The organism is Falcatimonas sp. MSJ-15 (assembly GCF_018918265.1).
Lineage (GTDB): Bacteria > Bacillota > Clostridia > Lachnospirales > Lachnospiraceae > Falcatimonas.
The window spans coordinates 1-25964 of record NZ_JAHLQC010000027.1; the positions used below are offsets into that span (position 1 = coordinate 1).

General features: G+C 34.6%; 36 protein-coding genes and 2 pseudogenes. 37 read left to right on the forward strand and 1 reads right to left on the reverse strand.

Annotation, left to right across the window (positions count from 1 at the left end):
* Nucleotides 1-105 precede the first annotated feature (105 nt).
* The 29 genes and pseudogenes from KQI85_RS15355 (at nt 106) to KQI85_RS15485 (ending at nt 21473) form a co-directional block, all read left to right on the forward strand.
* Entirely contained in the window at nt 106-327 is a 222-nt protein-coding gene (locus tag KQI85_RS15355; RefSeq protein ID WP_007886515.1) for a type II toxin-antitoxin system RelE/ParE family toxin, read from the forward strand.
* Nucleotides 328-407: 80 nt separating this feature from the next.
* Nucleotides 408-1058, forward strand: coding sequence for a hypothetical protein (locus KQI85_RS15360; RefSeq protein ID WP_216576920.1), 651 nt, complete (start codon nt 408-410; stop codon nt 1056-1058).
* 71 nt (nt 1059-1129) lie between these two features.
* Nucleotides 1130-1750 carry a hypothetical protein gene (locus KQI85_RS15365; protein ID WP_216576921.1) on the forward strand — a complete coding sequence of 207 codons (621 nt, stop codon included), beginning with the start codon at nt 1130-1132 and terminating at the stop codon, nt 1748-1750.
* A 574-nt stretch (nt 1751-2324) separates the two neighbouring features.
* A complete protein-coding gene (locus tag KQI85_RS16855) occupies nt 2325-2453 on the forward strand; it encodes a hypothetical protein (RefSeq protein WP_256448236.1) in 129 nt (42 codons plus the stop codon).
* An 83-nt stretch (nt 2454-2536) separates the two neighbouring features.
* Nucleotides 2537-2773, forward strand: a pseudogene (locus KQI85_RS15370) (ATP-dependent Clp protease proteolytic subunit); the annotation flags it as partial.
* Between the two features lie 28 nt (nt 2774-2801).
* A complete protein-coding gene (locus KQI85_RS16710; RefSeq protein WP_253293927.1) occupies nt 2802-2870 on the forward strand; it encodes a TetR/AcrR family transcriptional regulator in 69 nt (22 codons plus the stop codon).
* Nucleotides 2871-2927: 57 nt separating this feature from the next.
* Nucleotides 2928-3086 (forward strand): hypothetical protein, encoded by a 159-nt coding sequence (locus KQI85_RS15375; RefSeq protein ID WP_216576922.1) that lies wholly within the window; start codon nt 2928-2930, stop codon nt 3084-3086.
* Nucleotides 3087-3136: 50 nt separating this feature from the next.
* Nucleotides 3137-3652 (forward strand): hypothetical protein, encoded by a 516-nt coding sequence (locus tag KQI85_RS15380; RefSeq protein WP_216576923.1) that lies wholly within the window; start codon nt 3137-3139, stop codon nt 3650-3652.
* Between the two features lie 133 nt (nt 3653-3785).
* Nucleotides 3786-4451 carry an AHH domain-containing protein gene (locus KQI85_RS17060; protein ID WP_371820683.1) on the forward strand — a complete coding sequence of 222 codons (666 nt, stop codon included), beginning with the start codon at nt 3786-3788 and terminating at the stop codon, nt 4449-4451.
* Nucleotides 4452-4498: 47 nt separating this feature from the next.
* Nucleotides 4499-5404, forward strand: coding sequence for a DUF4274 domain-containing protein (locus KQI85_RS15390; protein ID WP_216576925.1), 906 nt, complete (start codon nt 4499-4501; stop codon nt 5402-5404).
* A 573-nt stretch (nt 5405-5977) separates the two neighbouring features.
* Nucleotides 5978-6613 carry a hypothetical protein gene (locus KQI85_RS15395; protein WP_216576926.1) on the forward strand — a complete coding sequence of 212 codons (636 nt, stop codon included), beginning with the start codon at nt 5978-5980 and terminating at the stop codon, nt 6611-6613.
* 122 nt (nt 6614-6735) lie between these two features.
* Nucleotides 6736-6978, forward strand: a complete 243-nt coding sequence (locus KQI85_RS15400) for a hypothetical protein (RefSeq protein ID WP_216576927.1) — start codon at nt 6736-6738, stop codon at nt 6976-6978.
* A 78-nt stretch (nt 6979-7056) separates the two neighbouring features.
* Nucleotides 7057-7539, forward strand: coding sequence for a hypothetical protein (locus tag KQI85_RS15405; protein WP_216576928.1), 483 nt, complete (start codon nt 7057-7059; stop codon nt 7537-7539).
* Nucleotides 7540-7633: 94 nt separating this feature from the next.
* On the forward strand, nt 7634-8239 hold the full coding sequence (locus tag KQI85_RS15410) for a hypothetical protein (RefSeq protein ID WP_216576929.1): 606 nt from the start codon (nt 7634-7636) through the stop codon (nt 8237-8239).
* Nucleotides 8240-8281: 42 nt separating this feature from the next.
* Entirely contained in the window at nt 8282-8422 is a 141-nt protein-coding gene (locus tag KQI85_RS15415) for a hypothetical protein (protein WP_216576930.1), read from the forward strand.
* Between the two features lie 51 nt (nt 8423-8473).
* Nucleotides 8474-9370, forward strand: a complete 897-nt coding sequence (locus tag KQI85_RS15420; protein ID WP_216576931.1) for a zinc ribbon domain-containing protein — start codon at nt 8474-8476, stop codon at nt 9368-9370.
* Between the two features lie 306 nt (nt 9371-9676).
* Nucleotides 9677-9976, forward strand: coding sequence for a helix-turn-helix transcriptional regulator (locus tag KQI85_RS15425; RefSeq protein WP_216576932.1), 300 nt, complete (start codon nt 9677-9679; stop codon nt 9974-9976).
* Nucleotides 9977-10051: 75 nt separating this feature from the next.
* On the forward strand, nt 10052-10927 hold the full coding sequence (locus KQI85_RS15430; RefSeq protein WP_216576933.1) for a hypothetical protein: 876 nt from the start codon (nt 10052-10054) through the stop codon (nt 10925-10927).
* A gap of 37 nt (nt 10928-10964) precedes the next feature.
* Nucleotides 10965-11348 (forward strand): hypothetical protein, encoded by a 384-nt coding sequence (locus tag KQI85_RS15435; RefSeq protein ID WP_216576934.1) that lies wholly within the window; start codon nt 10965-10967, stop codon nt 11346-11348.
* Nucleotides 11349-11866: 518 nt separating this feature from the next.
* Nucleotides 11867-12100 (forward strand): annotated as a pseudogene (locus tag KQI85_RS16720) (ATP-binding protein); the annotation flags it as partial.
* Nucleotides 12101-12233: 133 nt separating this feature from the next.
* The gene (locus tag KQI85_RS15445; RefSeq protein ID WP_216576936.1) at nt 12234-12758 is read left to right on the forward strand and encodes a GNAT family N-acetyltransferase; all 525 of its coding nucleotides are present in this window, start codon (nt 12234-12236) and stop codon (nt 12756-12758) included.
* Nucleotides 12759-12912: 154 nt separating this feature from the next.
* Nucleotides 12913-13443, forward strand: coding sequence for a GNAT family N-acetyltransferase (locus KQI85_RS15450; protein ID WP_216576937.1), 531 nt, complete (start codon nt 12913-12915; stop codon nt 13441-13443).
* A 402-nt stretch (nt 13444-13845) separates the two neighbouring features.
* Nucleotides 13846-14550, forward strand: coding sequence for a hypothetical protein (locus KQI85_RS15455; protein WP_216576938.1), 705 nt, complete (start codon nt 13846-13848; stop codon nt 14548-14550).
* Between the two features lie 159 nt (nt 14551-14709).
* Nucleotides 14710-15006, forward strand: a complete 297-nt coding sequence (locus tag KQI85_RS15460; RefSeq protein WP_216576939.1) for a recombinase family protein — start codon at nt 14710-14712, stop codon at nt 15004-15006.
* A gap of 746 nt (nt 15007-15752) precedes the next feature.
* A complete protein-coding gene (locus KQI85_RS16725) occupies nt 15753-17006 on the forward strand; it encodes a tyrosine-type recombinase/integrase (protein WP_253293926.1) in 1254 nt (417 codons plus the stop codon).
* Between the two features lie 215 nt (nt 17007-17221).
* Nucleotides 17222-17995: a hypothetical protein gene (locus tag KQI85_RS15470; RefSeq protein WP_177962585.1), complete on the forward strand. Its 774-nt coding sequence runs from the start codon at nt 17222-17224 to the stop codon at nt 17993-17995.
* Between the two features lie 120 nt (nt 17996-18115).
* Nucleotides 18116-18820, forward strand: a complete 705-nt coding sequence (locus KQI85_RS15475) for a hypothetical protein (RefSeq protein ID WP_216576940.1) — start codon at nt 18116-18118, stop codon at nt 18818-18820.
* A 305-nt stretch (nt 18821-19125) separates the two neighbouring features.
* Nucleotides 19126-19590 (forward strand): low molecular weight protein-tyrosine-phosphatase, encoded by a 465-nt coding sequence (locus KQI85_RS15480; protein ID WP_216576941.1) that lies wholly within the window; start codon nt 19126-19128, stop codon nt 19588-19590.
* 119 nt (nt 19591-19709) lie between these two features.
* On the forward strand, nt 19710-21473 hold the full coding sequence (locus KQI85_RS15485) for a hypothetical protein (protein WP_216576942.1): 1764 nt from the start codon (nt 19710-19712) through the stop codon (nt 21471-21473).
* 18 nt (nt 21474-21491) lie between these two features.
* On the opposite strand, the gene KQI85_RS15490 is transcribed toward KQI85_RS15485, so the two are convergent.
* Nucleotides 21492-21698 (reverse strand): hypothetical protein, encoded by a 207-nt coding sequence (locus KQI85_RS15490; RefSeq protein ID WP_216576943.1) that lies wholly within the window; start codon nt 21696-21698, stop codon nt 21492-21494.
* Between the two features lie 153 nt (nt 21699-21851).
* Here KQI85_RS15490 and KQI85_RS15495 point away from each other — a divergent pair, with 153 nt between their 5' ends.
* The 8 genes from KQI85_RS15495 to KQI85_RS15530 all read left to right on the forward strand — a co-directional run bounded on the left by KQI85_RS15495 (nt 21852) and on the right by KQI85_RS15530 (nt 25900).
* The gene (locus tag KQI85_RS15495; protein ID WP_216576944.1) at nt 21852-22430 is read left to right on the forward strand and encodes a sigma-70 family RNA polymerase sigma factor; all 579 of its coding nucleotides are present in this window, start codon (nt 21852-21854) and stop codon (nt 22428-22430) included.
* A gap of 30 nt (nt 22431-22460) precedes the next feature.
* Nucleotides 22461-22670, forward strand: a complete 210-nt coding sequence (locus tag KQI85_RS15500) for a helix-turn-helix transcriptional regulator (protein ID WP_216576945.1) — start codon at nt 22461-22463, stop codon at nt 22668-22670.
* Nucleotides 22671-22673: 3 nt separating this feature from the next.
* A complete protein-coding gene (locus KQI85_RS15505; protein WP_216576946.1) occupies nt 22674-23111 on the forward strand; it encodes a hypothetical protein in 438 nt (145 codons plus the stop codon).
* Between the two features lie 534 nt (nt 23112-23645).
* Nucleotides 23646-23924, forward strand: a complete 279-nt coding sequence (locus KQI85_RS15510; protein ID WP_173849465.1) for a hypothetical protein — start codon at nt 23646-23648, stop codon at nt 23922-23924.
* The gene (locus KQI85_RS15515) at nt 23924-24427 is read left to right on the forward strand and encodes a helix-turn-helix domain-containing protein (RefSeq protein WP_216576947.1); all 504 of its coding nucleotides are present in this window, start codon (nt 23924-23926) and stop codon (nt 24425-24427) included. Before KQI85_RS15510 ends, KQI85_RS15515 begins: the two co-directional genes overlap by 1 nt.
* A 285-nt stretch (nt 24428-24712) precedes the next feature.
* Entirely contained in the window at nt 24713-24955 is a 243-nt protein-coding gene (locus KQI85_RS15520) for a hypothetical protein (RefSeq protein WP_216576948.1), read from the forward strand.
* 257 nt (nt 24956-25212) lie between these two features.
* Nucleotides 25213-25410, forward strand: coding sequence for a helix-turn-helix domain-containing protein (locus KQI85_RS15525; protein ID WP_216576949.1), 198 nt, complete (start codon nt 25213-25215; stop codon nt 25408-25410).
* Entirely contained in the window at nt 25403-25900 is a 498-nt protein-coding gene (locus KQI85_RS15530) for a hypothetical protein (RefSeq protein ID WP_216576950.1), read from the forward strand. The genes KQI85_RS15525 and KQI85_RS15530 overlap by 8 nt, the downstream gene beginning before the upstream one ends.
* Nucleotides 25901-25964: the final 64 nt, after the last annotated feature.

Below are 25964 nucleotides of genomic sequence, written 5' to 3' on the forward strand. Positions count from 1 at the left end.
TGCTACACAGATTCATCAAAAGTTAGAAAAAGGATATGCCGATATAGAGAAAGGAAATGTTGAGGATGCAGCTAGTGCGTTTGTGGCATTTAGAGAGAGGCATTAATGAAGCAATATAATCGCATTGCTGATGAAATACTTACATTAGACACTTTCCCGGAACGATTTAGGATTATGGATTCTGAGCCGGAAAAGAGAATGGAGTTGCGTAGAATGCTCGTCGATAATTATTCAGTGTTTTACACAATCCGTGACGAAAGGGTAATTGTAACGGATGTGTTATACACGGCATCTGATATAGAAGCACGTTTGAGAGGCGAGCTATAAAAGCACGCGTTTATTTGAATTTGTAAAGCACATACAAATTTCATTTTTTAGGAATAGAGAAATCAGGAGGAGTAAACAAAGTGAATATTAAAATAGATGCATCAAGGGTTGCTGGACTTATTACTGGCAGTGCAAATCTTGATAAGGTTGTCTATGATACTTGGTATCTTAAAGATGTGGAATTAATGAGCGGGAAAATATATGGATTAGTAAGTGAGTATGGACAAGGTTGTATGTACTTGTCCTATTTATTAGGCGGAAAAATAGATTTTGGAGATTTACAGATTTTCATAGATGGTATTAATGTTTCAAAAGAAGATTTGAAAAGTATTAGTTGGAATCTTGAACCATCAAAAGAAAAATATAAAAATAAAACTGTGAGAAAATCTATTGAGAAATCTATAATAAAGAATAAATGCTCGGATACATTTGAAGATATTGTAGAAGCATTTTATTTGGATGAACGAAGACATGATATAAAATTGCAATATCTTAGTGGAGAACGATGGAGAGCATCAGCGGCGCTTGGATACGTTAGCGGAAAGAGCATTTTTTATGCTCCATATGAGAACACATCATTTTATCATTCAATGTATGGTAGTAATATGTTTAAGGCATTAAGATATCTTGCAGATAAAGGGACTATTATAGTTTTACCAGTAGGAAGTGATACATTTATTAAATCAGTTGTGGATGAATGTATATATTTAGATCCAGTATATGAACAGTAAGTTAACATTGTATTACGATTGAGAGGGTAAAATAGGAATATTGAGATAATTATAAAGAATATAAGGAGATTATGGACATAAAAGAGAGCTTGTTCGATAATTTAGAAGAATTGTTTGGAGAAAGGCTTGAACTTATTGAGAGAACAACAGAATATGGAAATTTAAGTGATATACCAAGCGCATTACATTCTTTTTATAAAAAATATTCGTTTGCAAAAATGCCTTTTGGCTCTATTTTCACAGTAGAAGAAACAAGAAAAATGTCATATCAGCAACCATTTATGGATGAAGAATGGTTTTGTTTTGGACAGGATAATTATGGATTTGTTTTTTGGCTGTGCAAAGAAATAGATGGAAGAACATTTTTCAATGCATGGGATCACGATATGAGTGACGATATAGATGAGGGAATGGAGATTACCTTGGAGGAGTTTCTTCAGGAAATTATTAATGATTTTGAAGAAAATGAAACATGTAGTATAGAAATTAAAAGTTGTGAGGAAGATGCTTTAGCTGAATTAGTTAAGATAAAAAAAGCTTTTAAAATGACAGCATCTATGTCGAAATTGCAGGAAATAAAGAACAATCTGCCTTATGAGATTTCTGATGACTTTTCTTACATGAAGGCATTGAAAATTTTAAAGGATTTGAAGCTTAATAAGGTGAAAATAGATTTATTTCATATAGATTAGATTCTGCTGCATGAGTATGCTGAATATTCTTGTGTTAGGAAACCTACATTCCGGATACGGAAACCGTCTTTGATTGGCTTAACTACCATCCATAAGAAATCGAGCCAATGTCAAGCCAAGAACCGCTTTGAAGAGTTAATAGGGTCGGAACCGTGCGCCTACATTGCACTGGGTGGTTTTGCACACTAGATTCAAGATTGTACAATTACAAAGTGTCATGATTGCAAGTTGGCTTCTATGCATCATCAACAGACTTGAAACTTTCAGTTTGTTTCATTGGAGAAAATTAAATTTTGCCAAATCATAATGGTAGTGTACGTTAAATATGCACAGGCATTTTTATGGACAATTTTACAGTAATGTCTATGTATGGACAAGAACTAATAAGTGAAGATTGATTTTTAATTATACGGTTGGTAAATTATAAGCAGATGGACATCTGTACATAAATATTCAGTTGGAGTGATTGAAATGAAATTTGAATTATCAGATAAAACAAGCAAATTTGCGAAACGGACATTAGCAGACTTTTCAGAAAGAATGATAGTAATGCGGCAGTATGGCGAAGGACATTATGGCTTGTAATGGACAGAAGTTCGATGCGTATTATAGTGTAATCATGCCTGATACATGGACACCGGTGTTTGACCTTACAGTTATGAAGCAACTTCTGGAACGGTCAGATTGGAAAACTATAATGTGAAGATAGTTAGAAGAAGAAGGGAGGTAATCAGATGAGTACGATTCCATATGTGATTGAAAATACAAGCAGGGGAGAGAAAAGTTACGATATGTCTTGGCTTGGCAGCCAGTATTGGAGCTTTTTTACTGTCTGGAGGAACAAAAGGAAAAAGAATTGCTCTGCCAAATGCAGAAATAATGATTCATCAACCTGCAATTCATGGAAATGCTATTAACGGACAGGTAACGGATATTAAGATTGTGTCAGATCAGCTTCAGAAGAGCAAACAGCGTTTAAACCGTATTCTGGCAGCAAATACTGGAAGAAGCCTTGAAATTATTTGCACAGAGTGGATATATGGGAACATCCATGAATGATATTGCTTCAAAACTTGGAGTAACCAAGGCTGCATTGTATAAGCATTATAAAAGCAAATAAGTAGAAAATATAAATTGAAATTTAATATGCTGTTATGCTGGTGCATTGAGTAAATCAGTGAAAAAATATATAAATGACAATCATTTGGTAGTGCATGAAGTGAACACTACAGATACCCAAGTTATTCCATTTGATGTTAATAACAGATATAACCATGATGGTGGTGTTAGTGACACAAAAAAGACAGAAAAAGCTGTAAGTAAATGTGCTAAATAATAATATAGCTTTTGGATGAATGTGTATAAAAGTTAGATTGGAGACCAGCTATGAAGATAATTAATGAAGTTGAAAATAAATTATTTGGAAATCTATGTTGTTTTGCAAATGATGAAGGTGAACCACTTTTTTGGGGAAAACAATTGAAAATGAAATTTTTGTCACAGGAAGAACAGAATGTTGTTATTGGATTAAACCTTTATTGTTTTGATGTAAATTTTAATACAAAAGGTTGGGATGATGAAGATGTAGACTCTGTTTTAAAAGAGATATATAGTCAGTATCAGATATTTTTAAGTGACTGCAAGGGTATTGATGACATCTTTATTAAGGAATTTAATGTAGAGAAAAAAGAATGGGATATTCAAGCAATAATAGAATCAAAGGAGGATTTATATTTCAAGATACAGGTTATACAAGTTGATATAATAAAAGATTCTTATATAATTAACTTTTTGTTAGATAATGAAGAGTGGTCATTTATAGTATCATATGATGAAACTTTACCACCATGTTTTTCTATAAATCCGAGATGTGAAGTACCCTTTGCAGAAATGGATTATTAGTCTCAAGCGGAATCAATAATTTTATTATATTATAATTGTATACAGACCGGCACTCAGATATACCTACACGAAGGCATGGAGGACAGCTTCCATTACGGATATCTGCGGAAAGACCACAGAGTATGGCTATGACCTGAACGGAAGGCTTGCCAGCGTATCGGAAAAGGGAAAGGTGCTTGCAACGTATACATATGATATGGCAGGGCGAGTGGAGACTATAAGCTTTGCCAATGGGTTAAATCTGTATGCATTCTGTGCGAACAATCCGGTGATGTATGTGGATCCGAGTGGGTATGTTTGGAAAAACAGTAATGATAATCCACTGTTTAAAAATAATCCATCAAAATCAAATTCTCAGACAAATTTTGGAGCAATTAAGAATAATATGCTGGCAGATATGGGAATGAATCGAGGATCTTATTCAACAGATTCACATCAGGCACAGCATCTTATTCCACAAGAAGTGTATAATAACTCTCAATTTTTACAGAATATTGATTTTAACTTAGGAAGTTGTGAGAAGGCTATATTTGATATTAATGCAAATAACAATACCAATTCATTGCATACATTGTTACAACAAAATAACATATGTCCAGATGCAATTTCAAAATATGTTAGTGATAACACGAATCATTCTGGTTATCATAAGTTGTATTCGGATGAAGTGCAGAAGCAGATTGATGGAATTGCAAAAGAAATGAGTGATAAAAGAAATTCATTGATAAGATCTGGAATGGATACAATGATGGCGGAGACAATGATAAAAGCAAAATCACAGGAAAAAGTGAGAAATTAAAAAATGCTAAATCAAAATGTGGATATTAATTTTGGAGGTTACATAGAATGAATAAGAAAGACGAATTGATACAGTTTTGTAGCAGTTACTTTGAAGTGGATTATCTTACTAAAAATGTTCAGCTTATGAAAAAAAACATAAGTAACTTATCAGAAAATGATAAGAAAGAATTGGCAATTTGGTATGCAAGACAGAGTGGACCAAGACTTTTTATGGAATTTTTGCAGATTTCTGATATGAGAGTAACAAGAGATTATGCAATAGAGTGCATGGAAGGATTAGTGAAAAGATCTGAAATACTGATTGCACAGAAATGGATATATGATGCATTAACGAAACTTGCTGAGCATATTGAAAGTACCAGAACAGGTTTTTATGAAGAAGTTATAATAAGATGCATTAAAACACAAAATATATTTGTAATTCAAAGTATATTCAAAAAAAATATTGAAATTGATTTATTATACACAAATTCAAAAGGTGAAAGTATTTTTAAACTTACGGAAGAACTTGAGGATATTAGGTTACAAGATTATTTAGAATTTTATTTTGATAACAAGCAAATTAAGGAGAACTGTGAGGATTATTTTGAAGGAGAATATGAGGAATATAGACCGATATATAAGCCTAAGGTAAATGATTATTTTGATACAAAAGCCAAATCAGATTGTAAAGAGTTATTAAAAGAGTATAATAAAAAAAATCTTCTGAAAGATGATACCAGTACAGAAGAATTACGAAAATTTATTGTAAATGACTACAACTGGGACGACGGAGTAGCAATTCCATATTTTATTATCCATCACAAGAACTGTGATATGGCTTTAAAAAAACAAATATTTGAATTAGGAGCGGGAGATTGTTTAGATCGAAATGTTCATTCAATTTATGGAAAGGATCCTTGGGAAAGATTTATTATTGAGTTAGATGATATGATTCACGAAGGTAAATAGTATATGAAAAAGAGCAATTGTCCGATGTAAATGATGTGAGAAGCATCCTTAATGTAGCATTTTGAATTGCTCTTTTTTATTTTGCTTGGTAAGTGAAGCTTTTCTGTATGATGAGCGCAACCGCCTGACGCAGAAGAGTGTAAAAAACAGTACAATAAAGAGCCCGACAAACCCGGATTCGTCGGAAGCAGTCCCCGAAGCAGTCACGACCTACCAGTATGACCTTCAGGGCAGCCTGATCAAGGAGCAAAGCACAGATCTCTGCAGACAGTATCTCTACAACGACTTCCACCAGTGCATCCAGACTGATGTTATCAGGGGAAGAGAAGAAGAGGCAGAAAGACTTGTACAGCAGAAACTAAAAAATGCTTAATATAACGAGAAAGACAATTGGATTTTAATGTAAAAAGTATATGATGGTAAATTAAAAAAATTAAACAAGTAATGAATTAAAGTAGGAGAGATTATGACAAAGAAAACAGTAGAACATAAATTATATGGGAAAATGGTATTTAACAATTAAAATGCTAAAAGTAACTGCATCTGATTTATGTATCTGCGGAAGAGTATGAGTTGTTGAGAAAGCATGTTAAAACAGTTGCAGAGCTTGGAAGAGAGCAGGAATATTACGATTATAATACTGTCAAGGGCAATCCAGCTTATAAAATTTATGAGGGAATTTATGCAAGATGTTATGGCGGTAGTTCATTATTTGTGAATCAATGCTACGATGATGCTTATATGTGTGATGAATGGGAGAATAGCAGAGATTCTTTTGCTGAATGGTATTCTGCTAATTACTATGAGTGTGGTGGTGAACGCATGGCGGTTGATAAGGACTTATTATGTCGTGGTAATAAAGAGTATGCATCAGACAAATGTTGTATATTGCCTGAGACATTAAATTCTGCATTGGCAAGTGCTACAAAAAGAAGAAGCCGTTATAAATCAGCAAAGGTTTATGCTGTTGGTGTTGATTATGACAAAGGAAGAAATAAGTTCTTTGCAAGGATCACACCATTTGGACATGACAAACAAGTTAAGCTGCATTATTGGAACACAGAGGATGAAGCATTTCAAGAATATAAGCTATTTAAGGAATCAGAGATTAGAATATTAGCACTGAGATATAGGGATAAGATACCAGACAGGCTATTTGATGCATTGATTAAATATGAGGTACTTCCTTATAGTCCATATGAGAGTTAAAGTGCATTTAAGGTATATTGGATATTAAATTATCCGATATACCTTATTTTTTAACCTTTTTTGTACGATATATGGTAATAATTACACAATAAGGGGATTTGATTTGCGGAGGAATTGATAATATGAAGAATATTAAAATATGTGGATTGTTTTTGATATGTATCTTTTTATCAGGATGTAGTAAAACTGAAAAAGACAATTCATTTGATACAGACTTATATGGAACATATTCAAATAATATTGAAGCTTCAAATATAGATTACAAAATAAAAGTTTCTCATACATTCAATGAGGATAATACCTATCATGGTAAATATTTTGAAAAAAGTAATGGTGAAATTTTAGATGATTCTGATGGTAATTAGACTATCTTACTTTATGTAGTTGATGATGGTCTGTTTGCAAAAGAATATACTAAGACGGAAGAATAGGAGCGTATATCAATGAAAAACAAAAAGAGAATGTTTATAACCATTGGAATAATTATTTTATTAAGTATTTGTGTCATATTTTGTATATCTGCCATAAAAAACAATAGTAGATATAAAACAACAGATGATTTGTTTAAAGGATTAACAAAAGCAATTAATAATACTGACCAACAAGCAATTATAAAATGCTTCCCAGATTTTATACAGAAGTCATTACCTACTTTATCTAATAAATCAATAGAGGATTTTCACGATAAAGTTGGAGATATATATTTTAACATTATAAAACAAACTAGTGTTGAATCTGAAGAAAAAGAGAATGAAATAAATTCAAAATATAATTGTAACATTAAATTAGAGGAATATGATTTAGTTATATGTAAATATCATGAAGGGTTTAGTGAAACAACTTTTGAAGTTATTAAAATAGACGGAAGATGGTATTTGTATTATTATAGTCATTTCCCTGAACCAATACAATATTTTGTGAAATAAGAACTAATGCTATATATCTGAACCTATTTATCATACTTTGCGTAATTTCGATTATTGGAAGTGTTAGTAGTGAAAGAATAGGAGGTTAGATAATATGTTTGAATCAACGATACTTGATGTTAGTACAATAAAGGTTTTAGACAAATATATTCAATCAAAAGAGCAATATTTTCTTATAACGGATGACTTTAATATTCTTTGCGGAGATAAGATATATAATATTTATTTTGTTATTAGTAATAAAATTCCAGTTGATAAGAAAATAGTTAAAACCAATGTAACTATGACAGAGTTTAAGAAGATATATAACTCACATTTTAACTCTTCTGAAAGAATATCTGATTATAAGAATACATTGTCTGAGACAGATCGAACAAAAGTACCGAAGTGTAGTATGCCAGTATTTGATTTTTTGGAAATGTTTTTTGAACATTTTGAAAAGCATAACGAAGAAATTCATAGCGAAGATGATATTATATTTTTTGATAATCCAATATCAATTAACGCTCAGTCAAGTAATAACAGGACAGGATATGGTAATGAATACTATTATGATACGTTGATATATGAGGGAACAAAATACGGAGAAACCAGTGAATTTCCGATTGTTGGGTATCAAATATGTAAAGCAGGAGAAGTACATAATAATTCAATAAGGTGGACAACTCAAGATGGCTATATTCATATACAATCTATGTGATGCAGATATGAAGATAATATATATAAGTTGGAGGTAGACAGTATGGCAGATATATGTACTTGTTGCGGAAAGAAGATACCATTCCTTGATATTGACTATGATTTAATAAAAATTGGTAACGAGGAATATAGGTTATGTGCAAAATGTAGGAGCAAGAGCCGGTGTAAATGCAACTATGTGTGAAGATATTATGGTATTTGAAAGATGTATAAAACAAGGAGAGTAGGTGAACATATGGCACTTATTAAATGCCCGGAATGTGGAAAGGAAATATCAGACACTGTGAAAAGTTGTCCTCATTGTGGATATAAAATAAAAATAAGCAAAACGAAAAATAGTAGAATGAGAATAATGTATGCTATTATTGTTATAATTTTAGTCATTGGAATTATAGTCTTAACTGCGTACTTTGTTATTAATAATAAAAAGGAATCCATAGATAATTATGTAGGACAATCAATTCAAAGTGTAGTTAATAGTGAAAAATTAGATAAATATGATGTGAAGGAAAAAGAAAAAACAGCAGATACTGTTGCAGCGATACCTACAGAAACTTCAGTACCAAAAACAGATACTGTTGCAGTGATACCTACAGAAACTTCAGTACCAAAAACAGATACTGTTGCAGTGATACCTACAGAAACTTCAGCACCAAAAACAGATACCGTTGCAGTGATACCTACAGAAACTTCAGCACCAAAAACAGATACCGTACAGGAAACTGTACAGCCGACAGTGCAAGAAACTAGTAATTCTGCAACGGTTGGATATGGTTTTTCTTCAAATGTTTTTTGTCAAGATGAATGTGGATTAAATGTTGAGTTTATAGGTGTTGAGGATCCAGCAGGTAAATTACAAACTAATTATATTGCAGTAAAATTTATGGTTACAAATAACAATGGGTCTGATACTACGGTATTAATGAGAGGATTTACTATAAACGATTGCAATTTTGAAACATCAGGTGGTGCGGCAAATATAGCAGCAGGTGCGAAAGCTATTGTACAATGCACGGTTGATAAGGATAGTTTAAATGAATATGGAATATGCAGTATAGACAAAGTATCTGGATATTACTGGCTTTCGGTTGATAATTCATATACAAGTAGATTTACAATCAACACAAGGTAAACGAGGTATTAGCAAGATTTATTTTCCACAATTTTGCCCTATTCCATGCAGATTATAGGTACTTAATTATGGCACGGTTTAAAAGTATCCCTCCACCTATGTCATATATGCTTGCTTAAATCAATGATTTTGAGGTCAATTTGGGCTTGTATATTTGTAAGCTATCAAGTTTATCTATGATGTATTTTGAAACGGATTTGAGTTGATTTTCATTGATTTTTACTAAGGATATGAGGGGTGCCCTTTTACAAATTAAAAATTATACGCTATTATGAAAGGAGATGAATAACATTGGAGGCATATAAAATGAAGGTTGATTATAGTAAATTCTTCGCAAAATTAAAAAGCGAAAATATAAAACAAAAAGATTTTAGAGATAAAGCTAAAATTAGTGGAGTTACAATGCAAAAGATGTTGCATAATGAATCTGTAACTATAGATAGTATATGTAAGGTATGTGACTACTTCCGTTGTATGCCTGATGAGATAATGGAGTTCATACCCGAAGAAAACTATCCAGAAGATATAAAGGCAAAACAACAGGCAAAGGCAAACATAGAACAACAAATAAGCGAGTTAGAGGCGAAACTAAAAAAATTAAAATAGGCTAAATTTATGAATCTGTGGGTAATTTTTGTTTGCAAAAGAGTATACAAAAATGAAAATTAGGGGGATTAAATTATGGAATTTTCACCTAAGTCTAAGCACAAAAAGAAGAAAAGGTATCAACAAAATAACAAAAAGCAAGATAGCAACAATATACCTATTCAAAAAGTTTCAATGCCAAAAGTCAATCAAACCCAAGAAAAGGTAAAACAAAATTGTCCTTGTAATAAAAAAGGATGGTGCATTTTTGCTGACAAAAAATGTATCCCATATTCTTTGAAATGTAAATATAATAAAGAAGTATTTAAAAATAATACCTTTTATTATCCAACAGAAAATAACAATAAAACGAATACAACTACCCAAAGATCGAATTATAGCTTGTATGAAGATGAAAGACATGGTTCAAATAAAGTCATAACTACTTTATCTGATAATAGTATTGTAGAACTATATGTATTCAAAGGATTTTTACAATTAAATCCTTCTCAGACGATAGATTATGAGATGACAATTAAAGACCTTCACACAAATAGAACAAATACAATTTTAGTTGCATATAATAAAACAACTGGAAGATATTATATATCTGAAACTCAAATTAAATATTGGCATAAAAGAAATTTCTTCCCTAAAATAGTTCTTAATATGTGTAATGATGGTTCTATTCCGATGCTAACAGATGGTCTTCAAGAATTTTCTAAATTAGCTCTATATGGGTATAAAGCAGGAATTCATGGGTTAAGTGAAAATCAAAGACATAGGATTCTCGAATATGTCATTGACAATAAAATAATGAAAGGATATGAAATTATAAAGCATCTACAGGGCTTGATATTTATGCGTAATCAACAATATAATAAAGATTTTTCAGTCTCAATAGAAGACTGGGAAAATGATATTGTTTTTGTTGAGAAGTTTATTACGGAAAAACAGAGGCGTAATAACTAATAAAACATGCAATAGTAGGTTAGGGGAGTGGTAAAATATGAAAACGAGCGTACAACAAATGCAAGGTGTATCAGCATACATAGAAACACATTATGAAGCATTGGCATATTGCCGACAGGAAAAGAAAGTGTGCCATTATAGAGAGTATGGGAAATGTGCTAATTCAAAATCAATACAATGTGATAAAGTGTGGATAAGATATACAAAATGTGCTGATTTTATTTCAAATGCAAGATATAATGAAAAACTTGCTAAATCATTCAGAACAGCTGCAAAGAAAAATCAATATAAGAAAACGCAAAAATTTGTAGATTCAAAGCCTGCAAAAAGTAAGAATAAAGCACAGAAAAAATTACAAGATAATGCGCTAGGCAATGATCCAAAATTAAAAGCTATATTTGAACAATTTAAGAGCCAATAATTGCACCTATACAGTTATATGCTAGGTACTTAAATTACTGTGGTTTAAGTGTACCCCCTCCCTGTATTATATGCTATTATCCTTTGTGAAAAAACAAACTAAAACCTAAAGCCAGAACACAGGGGCATCCAAGATTTGAAAAAAATCCCGGAGAACAGGCACAGGTAGATTGGAAGGAGGATATCAGCATTACTAACATATATGGCGAGAAATTCGTTATAAACGTTCTGCATACAACACTGAAATATTCAAGATATGCCCATCTTGAAATGACCGTGCAAAAAAGATTCGATGATGTTGCAAGGAGATTTATTAATAGTTTCAAAAAGTTTGGAGGCGTTCCAAAAGAATTACTTTTTGACAACATGGCGACAGTTTCCAATACAAATGTAACACCTAAAAAGCCTACAGGTTCTATTATGCAGATGGTAAAAGACTGGGGATTGGATGATCAGAGGAAAGTAATACATTCTAAAAATTCCAATGAACCAGACAGGAGCATATCACTGACTGCCGAACTTCCATTTGATTCAGCCAATCTATTTTTTAATCTCATAGCCAAGCGATACGAGAAAATGTCAACAATAATAACAACTAACAGTCCCTTCTCTAAGTGGTCTGATATATTTCAGGAGCCCGTACTGACTAATGCTCTGCTTGACAGACTGCTTCATCACTGCTCTGTTATAAACATAAATGGGCCATCCTACAGACTAAAGGATCAGATGCAGTATATGATTGAGAAAAATTAAGTTACATAAAATATCATATAAGCGTGTAGGTTTTCCTACATTCTTATATTAGCATTTGCGCAGAAACTGTGGTATAATGCACCTATGTGAAATGAATGCGTTTTACAAACTGGAATTTGCATGGAGGAAAGACATGATAGAAATACGAAAGGCAGTATTATCGGATTTAGAACAAATTGAGTTTTTATATAATGATTTGTGTGACTATCTAGAAGTACATGAAAACTATCCGGGTTGGAAAAAGGGAGTGTATCCTACTCGTGAGGATGCTGAAAAAGGGATAAGAGAAGAGAGTTTATTTGTTGTAGAGAAAGAAAATAAGATTGTTGGTACATTTATTCTCAGTCACAAACCTGAGGATGGGTACAAAAATGTCACATGGCTTACAGAAAATGATTACTCACGCATCTATGTCTTATATACGTTTGCGGTTCACCCAAGCTGTTTGCATCAGGGCTTTGGAATGGAGATTCTAAAATATGTTGAGAATCTTGCAGAGAAAGAGCACTGTATCAGCATACGACTTGATGTGGCAAAGGGAAATATACCTGCGGAAAAACTATATCAAAAAAATGGGTATAAGTTCATTGACACGATTAGTCTCGGGTATGAAGAATACGGACTTCCATGGTTCAATTTGTACGAAAAAGTGTTATAAAATTTTCTTTTGCGTTTTGACAGGCTTGAATAATGTATAAAATGTTTCTTTGAAAAAAGTTGATATTTTATTTAAAAAATTTGGCAAGCTGTGATTTGTCACAATAAAGGCGTGATTATCAATGTTGTATATCAGTAAGGGAGGAAACAGAGCGATGAGCAGGCAAATATTAAAAAAAGAACATATCATTACAGACAGATTGACATTAGGTCCTTATCGTAAAGAAGACAGAGAGCGTCTCACAGAAATGATGTGTAATCCGGAGATTACGGCAACATTTATGGTGCCTGATTATTCTGAAAAAGTACAGTTTTATGCGTTGGCTGACAAACTGATTGAATTCAGTCAGATTAATGATACAGCCCATCTCGAATATGGCGTCTATCTGGATGGTTATATGATTGGATTTGTCAACGATTGCGGTTATGACGATGAAGCTATTGAATTGGGATATGTCATTGACCCAGCTTTTAAGGGGCAGGGATTTGCAACGGAAGCGGTGAATGCAGTAATAAACGAATTACGTGAGATGGGTTTTAAAAAGGTCGTGGCTGGCTTTTTTGAAGAAAATATCGGTAGCAGAAAAGTGATGGAAAAGTGTGGCATGCATCTAAACGGAAACTCAGATTATGAGGAATACCACGGAAAGAAATTTAAGTGCTATGAGTGTGAAATGGAGCTCTAAAGAATTGGCGAATCCCACGAGCACTTTGCGGTAATATATGATGGGGACATGTAACATTGAATACATATACGCATCTGGGAGCAGAGGATGAAATTTGGATGACAAGATATACGAATTTATGCCACGATATGCGTCGAAAACGAAGAAAACAATCTATCACAGCAAATCGTAGAAAGTGGTGTAAAATCAAGGAAAATCAGTATTTTCAAGGAGTTTTTAAGGCATGATAAAAATTTTATTCATCTGCCACGGCAGTCTATAATAAAATGGCTGAAATGTAGTAAAATAGGGCTTTTGAACAATTTGTGATTAAGTTTTTACCTATGATTTACTTATTTCTTTTTTGAATTATAAGTATATATAATTGATATTTATCAAAAATGTGAAAAGAAGGAGATTAATATGCCGGTAGATTTTATGTCAGACAAAATATATAACGTAGATTATATGGCTTGGAAAGAGGAATTATTGCAGATGAAAGTATTCAATTCGCAAGATATTCAAAAAATATATCTTGATAAATGGATGGAAAAACTAAAATCTCTAGATGATTCTGTTTGTAGGGATTATTATAATCCTAAAATTAAAATGCTTATGTTGAAAGAAAAAACAGAGGCTCCAGAAAATTTTCAGATACCAATAGAATATAAAAGTAATAGTATGTTTATTCATTTTAGAGTATCACGTTTAATTCAGAGCATAGAGCAGTCAAATATTTCATCAGATAGTGCAATCGATGTTAGAATAGAAGAATTTACAAATGTGAATAGAAGAATTAGTTGGACAGCAACAGCAGATAAAGTAAAAATAAAAACACAACCGATTATTATTGTGCCGCTGACAGTTGGTGAGTTCTATCAATGGCTGGTTGTAGATGGAAATCACAGGATTACTTATGCAATTGAGAACAAGAAAAAGAGTGTTAAAGCGTTTTTGCTAGATTCAAATGCTTTGGTTGAAGCAAATATGTTCAATTCGGGATTTGATAAGTTTTTATATATTTTTCAAAATGAAATGATAGCATTAGCGTCGTATATACATAGGGATGGTTATTCGGATGAAGAAGCCTTTAAATTGGGATTTCTTTGTTCTGGCAAGGTACAGTAAGTACTATGCTTAATTTATATTTTGACTATGATAGCAAAAAAGTTGAAATAATATGATTATTGTTTTTCCCGATTTAATTATTAGTGTTGTTTCCATGATTTATAACCGGAATTTGAATTGCTGTTATAAAAAATTATTTTATAACGGAGGTTCGGTTACATGGAAAACAACATTGTAAATGTATATGGTTACATAAGGGTATCAACAGAAGGACAAGTCAAACAGGGATATTCCCTAGCGGAGCAACGAGCAGAAATTGAAAAATATTGCAGTTCCAAAAGTTACAACTTGGTAGAGATTTTCAAGGACGAGGGTATCAGCGGAGCGAAAGCCAACGAGGACGAAATGAGTATTGAGCATGACGGTCTGCTTGATATGCTTGCTTCATTGAAAAAAATAAAATTCAATATATTGTTGTGCTGTCAACAAACCGTTTGTGGCGGTCAGACTTGGTGAAAGTTCTGTTACATAGGAAACTTAAAAAAACAATGTGGATATCAGAGCAATCGACAGACCGAATTATTCTATCTACACGCAAAATCCTAATGAGATTTTTGTAAATGGTATGTTTGAACTGTTGGATGTGTATGAGCGGTTGGAGATAGCATTGAAATTAAAACGTGGACGATTGCAGAAAGCAAAGGGTGGTGGTTATCACTACATAAAATTGTTACATTTTCTAGGACTAGTGAGAAGATTGTAGAGAGCATACATTTCAATTATTTTTGAAAAAATAGTTTAAGATTTTGGAACAACTAAGGCTGACTGGAGAAAATGTACTGAAATAGAAATGTGGAAATTTTGGTATAAGTGTGTAAAGAAATTTTTGTTGAAAAAGTCAACTAGGTGTATCGATATTTTGAATTTGAAATTTCTAAAAGTGTGATTTCATAGGGAAAATAGTGTTTATTGGGAATGATAAAAAATTATTAAAAATGTGGGTTTAGTAATTTCAAAAAATTATGTGGACAGATGATTTACAAGATTATATAAATTTGAAATGAACATCAAAGGCAACATGAAAACAAAAATTGTGTATTCATATTATAAATACCAAAAGAAAGAGAACGACTTATTTTGATTATTGCAAATGCTAATATAAGAATGTAGGAAATATGGCATATAAAAATGTCGGAAAACCTACATTCTTATTTTGTATTTTTAGGTGTATTGTTACACTTCCTTATGGAGGTGAACACTACATGAAAAACAATTTTAAAGGAGAACTGGCAGTTATGGATAGTCTTGATATCAAGCCCAACTATGCTGCTCTGGGAAGAAAGTATGGTATGGACTGGCGAACAGTTAAAAAATACCACAATGGTTATGAAGGGAGGCCTGATAAACGAAACAAAGGAAGTAAATTAGATGAATACAGAAATGAAATAAAAGACAAACTGGCTATCAAAAGAATTACAGTTCAGGGGGTATATCAGTTCATGTTAAAGAAATATGGTGTAAACCGAATAGGTTCATATTCAAACTTCAACAGATATGTCACTGTCAACAAACTAAAACCTAAAGCCAGAACACAGGGGCATCCAAGATTTGAAAAAAATCCGGGAGAACAGGCACAGGTAGATTGGAAGGAGGATATCAGCATTACTAACATATATGGCGAGAAATTCGTTATAAACGTTCTGCATACAACACTGAAATATTCAAGATATGCCCATCTTGAAATGACCGCACAAAAAAGATTCGATGATGTTGCAAGAGGACTTATTAATAGTTTCAAAAAGTTTGGAGGCGTTCCAAAAGAATTACTTTTTGACAACATGGCGACAGTTTCCAATACAAATGTAACACCCAAAAAGCCTACAGATTCTATTATGCAGATGGTTTTTCATACGGGAATGCGAATATCGGAATTTTGTGGACTGACGTTGAAGGACATTGATCTTGAAAACAGAACTGTAAATATCGACCACCAGTTGCAGAGAACATCAGATATGCGATATATCATAGAAAACACAAAGACTGATGCAGGAACAAGAGTATTGCCAATCACAGAGGATGTGGCACAGATGTTCCAAGCCATTATTGAGGACAGGAAGCCACCGAAGATGGAAAAAGTAATTGACAGTCATACCGGATTTCTTTTCTACGATGATGATGGCAATCCACTTGTGGCAATGCACTGGCAGCATAGATTCAATCGGATGGTTGGCAGATACAACGATATTTATAGAGTGCAGATACCGAACATCACTCCACATGTGTGCCGTTATACCTATTGCTCCAATATGGCAAAGTCAGGAATGAATCCGAAGACCTTACAATATCTCATGGGGCATTCGGATATCAGCGTCACGATGAACGTGTACATACATATCAGTTTTGATGATGCCGAGGAAGAACTGAAACGAATGGAAGAATTCAGAAAAGCACAGGCAGAGATTGAAAAGAAAAATGATGCAAAAGCGGTATCGCAGAAAATGTTTAAAGTAGTGTAGCAATGCTACGCAGCAGAGACGCTCCGGGGTTATTGGGGCGTTTTTTCTATGGAAAAATGATAAGGGTTACGATATAATATTAAATGTTAGAATAAAAAATACAGTGTTTATTAGAACTGCAAATGGGAGCAGTTAATTTATTGATTCTTAATGCAAAGCATAGCAGTAAATTATGTTAATATGTTTATGAAATCATATGAAGGGAGAAGGGTACTATGGTTAGTCTTGCAGACTTATATAAGGCAGAAGGAAAAGAAGAAGACGAATTGATAAAGAAGTTCATTGAAGAAAACTCATATCCGATGCCTAAACGGAAAATGGAGAAGATGTATATAGGATATATTGATATTAATGGTATGCAGTATATGATGAAGACAATGGAAACTTGCATATTTGAAACAATGTGCAATGAAATTGCTGGAGTTGTTGATTCTATACTTGAAGAAAATGCCGAATATCCATCTGTGTTAGGCGATGATGCTACAATAGAATTTCATATGTTTTCAGATAATATGATATTTCTGTGTAAGAATTTATCAGTTTTAGTCACACGAATGGGACTGTTGCAAAGAAAATTAATTATACAATTAGGATTATCCGTAAAAGGCTGCATAGATTATGGTGATATATATTACTATAAAAACAGATTTATTTTGGGAAAAGGTTTGGTTTCTGCGTATAAAATAGATGCTGATTATCATAATCCTGCGATTCGAATTTCTAGAAATATTATAGAAAATGAAGTGCATGATAAACCGAGTAGATTTATAAAAAAGGTTGCATATGATGAGTATGTAGTGGATTTCTATTGTATTGCGCAAGCCTTTTCCGAAGATTTTGAAATTGAAGAAATAGGGTATATAAAGGATTTTATTCGAACTAATTTAGCGGAAAATTATTCTGATGATGTTATGCATAAGTATATATGGATGAAAGAATTCCATAATGAGTATTGTAAGAAGAATGCGCTTGAGGAGATGATAATCTGAGAGGTGATAGTGAAGTATAGTTCGTTGAATACTTGTATAACTGAGCGTGTTTGTTACTCTATTTGCTTAAGTTAAAATAAAGGGGGCATGTTGGTGCAATTTTATAAAGAGAACTTATTAATGATAGTAAATGAGAACAATGTGAATCAGCTAGATTTTAAAGATTGGATAATGTCCTGTAGTGCGCATGAAGATAATTTAAAAAAATGGATTAGATTTAAATCCGGTGACTATCCTGATCCAGATGAGGTGTTGAAGCAAGATGTACCTAAATGCATAGCGGTTAAGTTAAATTGGTATTGTGAAAAGGAAAAAGTTGACAATTATTATATTGACTGTATTTTTTCGTTTGCAACATTTTTCAAAGCTTTCTTAAGATATTATGCAGGTGACTATATGCCATATATGGGTCAAATATATGAAAACTATGAAATGTTATTTGACAATAAATATAAGGACGAGTTTTGCGCAAAACAGGGCATAGAAAGAACTTGTTTAGATGAACTTTTAGAGCAATTGAATATATTCGCAAAGAATACTCATACGTTAGGTAATTACATGAAGTGTCCTAATGGAAAGTATAATGCAGTAAAAGGAAATTATCGCAAATATAAGGATAGATTGGAATTGTTGTATCTAGATATACAAGATTCTTCTAAAGAAGAATCACATTGGAGTAATTGGTTTGATGAAAATAAAGAAACATTAGAAATAGAAAAAATTTTTGAAAATGCAGAACTTCTCAAGTTTGTGTTTAATGGTTACAAAATGAGAAAAAAACATATTAAACCTGACTATCAATGCAATTATAGAAGCGCGTGGTAAAGTGTTAGCGGAAAAACTGATGAAAAAGCCTTAGTAGTAAGACTTCCACTTTTACTACTATTTCTACTACTAACAGGTAGTCACAACTTGCTAAATTATGCTATAATTTGCCTAGTTGACAATCAAACAATAATTTAACCATAACCTCGGAAATACCCACAAAATACGGCATTTCCGGGCAAAAAGGAGCAAACAATTACTATGATAAAAATATTATTCATTTGCCACGGCAATATCTGTACTTTACCATACAAACAGGACAAAATAAGCTATCTGTAGCGATAGCGGTATAACAGGAGGAAACAATGATAAGAGTAGCTTTCTGCTGTCATGGTAATATTTGTCGATCAACCTTAAGTGAGAGCGTATTTACCCACAAGGTAAACGCTCTTGGCTTAGGGGATCAGTTTATCATAGATAGCTTTGCAACGAGTAGGGAGGAGATCGGAAACCCTCCACATAGAGGCACAGTAAACAAGCTGAGGGAGGTAGGGATCCCTTTAGTGCCTCATAGAGCTAAGCAGATCACATTAGCCGATTATGATAAGTTTGATTATATTATAGGCATGGATACCGCTAACATACGGAACCTTAACAGGATGCTAAACAATGATCCAGAGGGGAAGATATACAAGCTCCTCAGTTTTGCAGGATCAAGCAGGGATATAGCGGATCCGTGGTATACAGGTAACTTTGATGAGACTTATAACGATGTAGAGGAGGGCTGTGATGGCTTTCTGGAATATCTGAGAGACAATGGAGAAATATAAGAGCATGGAGCTGTAGATCATTAAACTAATGGTTTACAGCTCTTTTCTTATGCCCTCCTGTATAATATTCTCATAGCCTCATACAGGGGCTAAATAAGTAATACAGGAGGATTTACAGGATGAACAAAAGAAAGTTAAGGAGAGTGGCAATAGTAGCCTTAGTGCTAGTATTGTTATGTAACACGCTGGGAGTACAGGCAAGTACTAAGAAAGATAATCCTACAGTTATTGTAAAGGATTATGGATCACTGTATACAGCGATAGCGGAGGCTAAGGATAATGATGTAATAGGCATACAGGGCACTATTACGATCCCAGCTATCGTAGATCTTAATATGTCTGAGAATAAAGCAGTTATTCTTAGGCGTATGGAGGCAGGGGCTAAGCTGGTAGTATCTGGAGATTATGGAGCCGATAACAAAGCCTCTTTTAGGATGATCTCTTTTGATGGAAACTCTACGGAGGTGGGAGGTACAGAGCCATTTGTAGAGATTAACGAAAATGCTTATTTTAGTATGTGCGATTTTACGGAATGTTTTAATCAGAGTGATAACGGAGGAGCTATAAATATCAGCTCTGGAGAGGTAGAGCTTAGTAGCTGTAGCTTTGATGGGAATAGTGCCAGCTATGGTAGCCATATTTTTAACTCTGGTACTCTTTTAGTTAATAGCTGTACTCTAAAAGGAGGCTGGGCGGATGAGATGGGAGGAGCCGTATACAACAGAGGCACTCTCACAGTAAAAGGTACTGAGATCAAAGAGAATAACGCCAGAATAGGCGGAGGGATCTATAACAACAGCTCCCTAGAGGTAGATAACTCTCTGATCTGGAGCAATACAGCCACAGTACAGGGAACAGACATAGCAAACGAGGGAACATATACCAACAGCACCACAGAGGAGCAGTTTGATAGCTGGTTAGATTACTATAAGCTCTATTATGCAGGGTGGGAGGATGATACTAATACCTCAGTAGGAGGCTCTGGGGATTATCTGAAATTCTTAACAGCTACAGAAAAACCTACTAAGCCAGATCCAACAGAGCCAGTAGATCCAGAACCTACCGAACCATCTACACCAGATCCAGTAACGCCTCCTAGTGGAGGGGATGAGGGTAAGACGGATCCAGAGCCAACAGATCCCACACCTACGGAGCCGACAGATCCAACTCCAATAGATCCAGAGCCTACGGATCCTAAACCAACAGAGCCAGATAAGCCAGACACCACAGAACCATCTACAGAGGATCCTAAGCCATCTACTCCTAGTAATGCAGATCAGACAGGCGGAGGAGATACTACTACAGATAATAGCGATCATAGTACTACAGACAACAGCCAGCATAACAGCACTACTAGCAATAGCTCCTCAGTAGGAGGAAATACTACAAACACCTCCTCTGTGAGTAATACGGATAATAGCAGGAGTGAAAGCTCCAGAACGGAAAACAGTAACAATAGCTCTACCGTAAATAATTACTATCAACAGGATAAGCAGGAGCCAGCCACAGCCTCCACAAACGCCTTACAGCCTGTAAATGTTACGGTACCTGTAACTGTATCCACTCCAGAGGCTAAAGGCTCATATACAGCCACTACAGAGGCTCCACAGAGTACCTCTATAGCTGATAAGAATATCAATATTGAGGCTAAGGGCGTAGATGTAAAGCTGGAGATCACAGGAGATAGCTACAATATCTCCATATCAGCCTCAGAGGGGCAGGAGAGCCAGATACAGCCAGTTAATGAGGTAAGTACTGTAAACGCTCCAGAAAGAACTACAGAGCCTCAGAGGAGCCCTAACTGGGTAGAGTATATTACTATGATCCTTTTAGCGGTACTGGTGGGGCTGGAGATCAAAGATAAATTGCATAAGGAAAAATAACAAAAAATTAGGAGGGGCTTAGTGCTCCTCCTTTAGCTTTTCCTCTAATACGCTTGTAATGTAGGCGGTAAGGCTCTTAGCTCCAGATCTCTCCGCTAGTTTCTGGTACTCCTCTTTTTTTCCTTTAGGTACTCTGATACGGATAAGATCAGTATTATCTTTTTTCCAGCTCTCAATATAATCTAAACGCTCCTTAGAAGTAGGCATTTTCTCAGCTCCCAACATATTTTATATACCTCCCCTATAATAACATAATCATTTCTGTTTTAAAAGTTTTACCTCAAAAGTGAGGAATTTTTTATTGACAAGAGTAGGAGCACCTACTATAATGCAAATTAAGAAGTAGGAGCACCTACAAAACAACAGGAGGTAAAGGATATGCAGGAATACAGGAATTTACAGGAGAGAACTAATGAGGATCTGGTTATAGAGTACCAGACTACTCACAATGAGGATTTATTTAGAGCATTACTAGAGAAAAACGCAGGGCTCTTACACATTATCGTTATGGATTACAGGATCCCTAAGTATGAGATAGAGGATCTCCTCAGTGAGAGCTACATAGCTCTTATAAAGGCGGTAGATAATTTTGATCCTACCAGAGGCGTTACTTTTACCACAGCTCTTAAGGTATTTGTACGCCAGCACTTAAACCGCCTCTACAATGAGGTAACTTGTCAGAAGAGATATAACGGTATGGATCCAGCCAGCTATGAGGAACTGGTAGAGATCCACAAAGACGATGTAAGAGGCTTAGATTGTGATAGGTTTACTCAGATAGAGGTAGATGAGTACTTAGAGGGGCTGGAGGCTAAGGATCGCTACATGGTTACACTCCTCCTCATGGGTTACAGCCTCTCAGATTGTGCTAAGGCTTTTCATGTGGCAAATTCTAGTATTACATGGAGGATTAAGCGGATCCGCAAGAACTATACAGCTTATAGTATGGCTGTTTAGATAGATAAAAACTAAAGGAGGATATGTAAGATGAGTAAATTAAATTTAAGACAGGCAAGAGAAAAGGCTGGAGTTAGCGTAGAGTTTGTAGCTGAGCAGATGGGAGTATCTGTAGAACTTGTTAAGAGCTGGGAGGCAGGAGAGAGATCTCCAGAGATGGCACAGGGCTTTAGTTTGTCTATGCTGTACGGTATGAGCTTAAATAGTATGACTTTTAACATACAGGCACAGGAGGCGTAGAGCTTGACGATAGAGGAGAGAGTAGAGCTTTATAAAAGCCTCTATAAGAAGTGTAAGGCTCTGGAGCCTGTAGCTAATACCTTAGCAAAGGGATATAAACAGGCGGATCCTAGAAAGAGGCTGGAGCTGATAAGAGAGCTAGATACAGAGTTAACGGAGGTGTACATGGTTAGGATCCCTGTTATTACCTGTGGGGTAAGGGATAACAGCTATGTACTCCAAACTAAGGAGATTTACTTAGCAGATCCAGATCTGGAGGCATTTCTCCACCAGTTTAGGCACCACCTCCAGAACGAGGCGAGAGAGCTTAGCAGGAAATACCTCTTAATGGAGGATGATCCTAAGGCTGATTACAGGATCCCATACAGGGAGGCTAACAGTATGCTGTATGGGGAGGATGATGCTGTAGCATGGAGCCGATTTTTAATAGAAAATTGCTGATATATGGGAGCTGATCCGCTGGAGTGTGGGTTAGCTCCTTTAGTATTGCATCTGTGGGCTCCGCTGTGCCTCCTGTAGGCGTTTTATATGTTTATATGGATAAGTGTAAGGGGATGAGAGTAAAGCCTCTTAAAATTGATTTTAGAGGTATTTTATATAAGGGTTATATAATAAATGCACAATAACATATCATACAGGAGGTGTATAACTTGTTAAAAATGCACAAGAGATACTTGCAAAATGATAGGGGTATAGATATAATAGAGGGGAACCTAGAGAGGGTAAAGAAAAAAGCACCTCCTAAGAGATGCTATATCAGATCCTGTAAAGTATTGGCAGTACTACACAGGGATTAAGGTAAACCAGATACCATAACCGCATATAAGCAACTGACATTTTCTAGGGGCTATTATAACATGATAGCCTTTAGTTTTCAATATTCGATGCTATGTAATTCTTTCCGATCTGGAGAGAGGTTAAGGTAAATGAGCCTTACCTCTCTCTTTTTCGTATCAGAAAGTAAGGAGGAGCACGATGAGAAAACAGATAACAGGAAATGAAGAAATAAAGCTGTATAGCTGGATGGCACAGGAGGGGCTAAAGGGTAACGCCTTAGTAGTGTACGCTATTGTATATGATGCTGGAGAGTACTCTGGAGGCTACAGGTATTTAGCGGATTTTACAGGGATGGAGATTAACTCCTTAATAAGGCTGGTTGGTAGCATGGTAAAACAAGGATACCTTAAAAAAGAGGTGGAGGAGATCAATAATACTAAGATCCCTCACTTAAGAGCTGTAAGGAGGGAAAAGTAATGGCGATGGATTATACAAATTTTTACACAGTGTATTATTGGATGAGCAAACTAAAAACAAAAAAAGTTGTTAAGGGTGGAATTAAAATGGAGCCTTTAGCAGGAGTAGCTAAGGATCTGTATGCACTTATTTTTAGATTTTCCCACGGAAAAAACGGATGTTGTAACATGAGCTATAAAACAATGGAAGATGTAACAGGGGTTCCTAAAAGTACTTTGATAAGAAATCTAAAGCTATTAGAGGAAAGTAATCTGATCCAGATAGAGGTATTATCACAAGCAATAGAAGAAAAGAGCGAGGGAGAAAGAGGGAATGTTGCTGGAAAGCAATACAGAGTAAATGCAGAAATCTTAGAGGAGCTGATAGAGGAATACCCAGAGATAAAAATAGACCAACTTACGCAACTAAGGCACAATGAGTTAAAGCCTACTGGATGGAATGACTACAGTAAAGAGGGAGATTTTAAGCCACAGGAATATTTTAGAAAACATCATAAACAGTAATTCCATTTAACAAAATTGTAAAATGCAATGCACAGTAATAGGGTATATCCAAAATGAATATAGAGCTATGTTCAAAATGAATATAACTCTATATTCAAAATGGATATAGACCTATATTCAAAATGGGTATACTAAAAGAGGGTGCGGTATACCCATTTTGAACACTAATATATAAGAGAATATAAAAGAAAAGAGTAGAGGGATAGTAAGAGCCTTTCGGCTCTTTAGCCCCTCTACCTTATAATCTAAGGAAATGTATAAGAGAATATTTAGTGAGGTAAAAAGATGATAGGTAACAGGAGAGAGGAGGATCCGGCGGATCTCTGGTTAAGAGAGCACGATCCTTATTATTTAGATAAATCAAATTCTAAAAAGAAAAAATTAGAGAGATTTTACGAAACTCCAGAGCAGGAGCATAGGAGAGTACAGATGGAGCTACCATTTTCCTCTCTTAGTATGTCTCAAATGCAGGAGGTAGGGATAGAGATAAAAACGGATGCAGGAGGAGGCTTTAGTGGTAATATCTAACTCACTTATGAGGCTAGAAATTCCTTGTAAAATGAGGCTTTTAGAGGTATAATACTAAATACAGAAACTACCTTATCGTTATCTTTACCTTGTGGAAAATTTGTAAATCAGGTTTACATCAGCTTAACAGGGAAAGAAACTTAAGAGAGCTCAGATCTTTAGTGATCTGGGTTCTTTTTTTTTGAAAAATTTTCCATAAATTATGCATATTTTTCCTTAAAATGTGCCCTTACTTATGAGAGCAGGAGGTGGAAAGTATGGAGCTATTATCAGTAGAGGTAGTTATGGATATGCTGGGAGTGACGAGGCGAACAGTTACAAACATGATAAAGCGTGGAGAGCTGATAGCAGAGTATCCCCAGACAGGTAAAAGAGGTAGACCTAGTATGATGATAACCGCCTCTAGTTGCGGAAAACATTTATTAAAGAGAAAGGCAGGAAAAGAAAATGAATAATGCAGAATTTGAACAGCTTAGTGAGAAGTTGCAGGCTGAGTATGAGGAGGCAAAAAGAGCAGGGGAGCCTCATACAGGTACTTATGATGCTTGGGCTACATATAGAGCAAGTTTAGGTATTAAACAAAAATTTGAAGAAAGACGAATTAGACGAGAGGAGGCTAGACTGGCAGAGGAGGCAAAAAAGCCTCATACATACTCTGAAATTATTAAAGCTATTGCAGGAGCTAATAAGACTATCGAGAAGTTAAAGGATAAGCCTGTAGAAATGCGTAAGGCTAAGAAATTGGAGATGGAGGCGGAGTTTGATACTCTAGTAAAACGTAGAATGTTTAGTGAGAATTTACGCGAGGAGTGGGTAGCTAAAGAGCTTTGTAAATATCTATCCTCTGAGGAGTACATCTCTGTAGTGGATGAGGTTAAAACTGTCACAGCTATAAAATGTCAAGACTTAATGTACAAAAAATATTATATAAAAATGTACAATTAGTCTGTTTGTTTTAAGTGGTCTTTTAATCTGTATGATTTTCCTGATATTGGTATTACATGTGCAT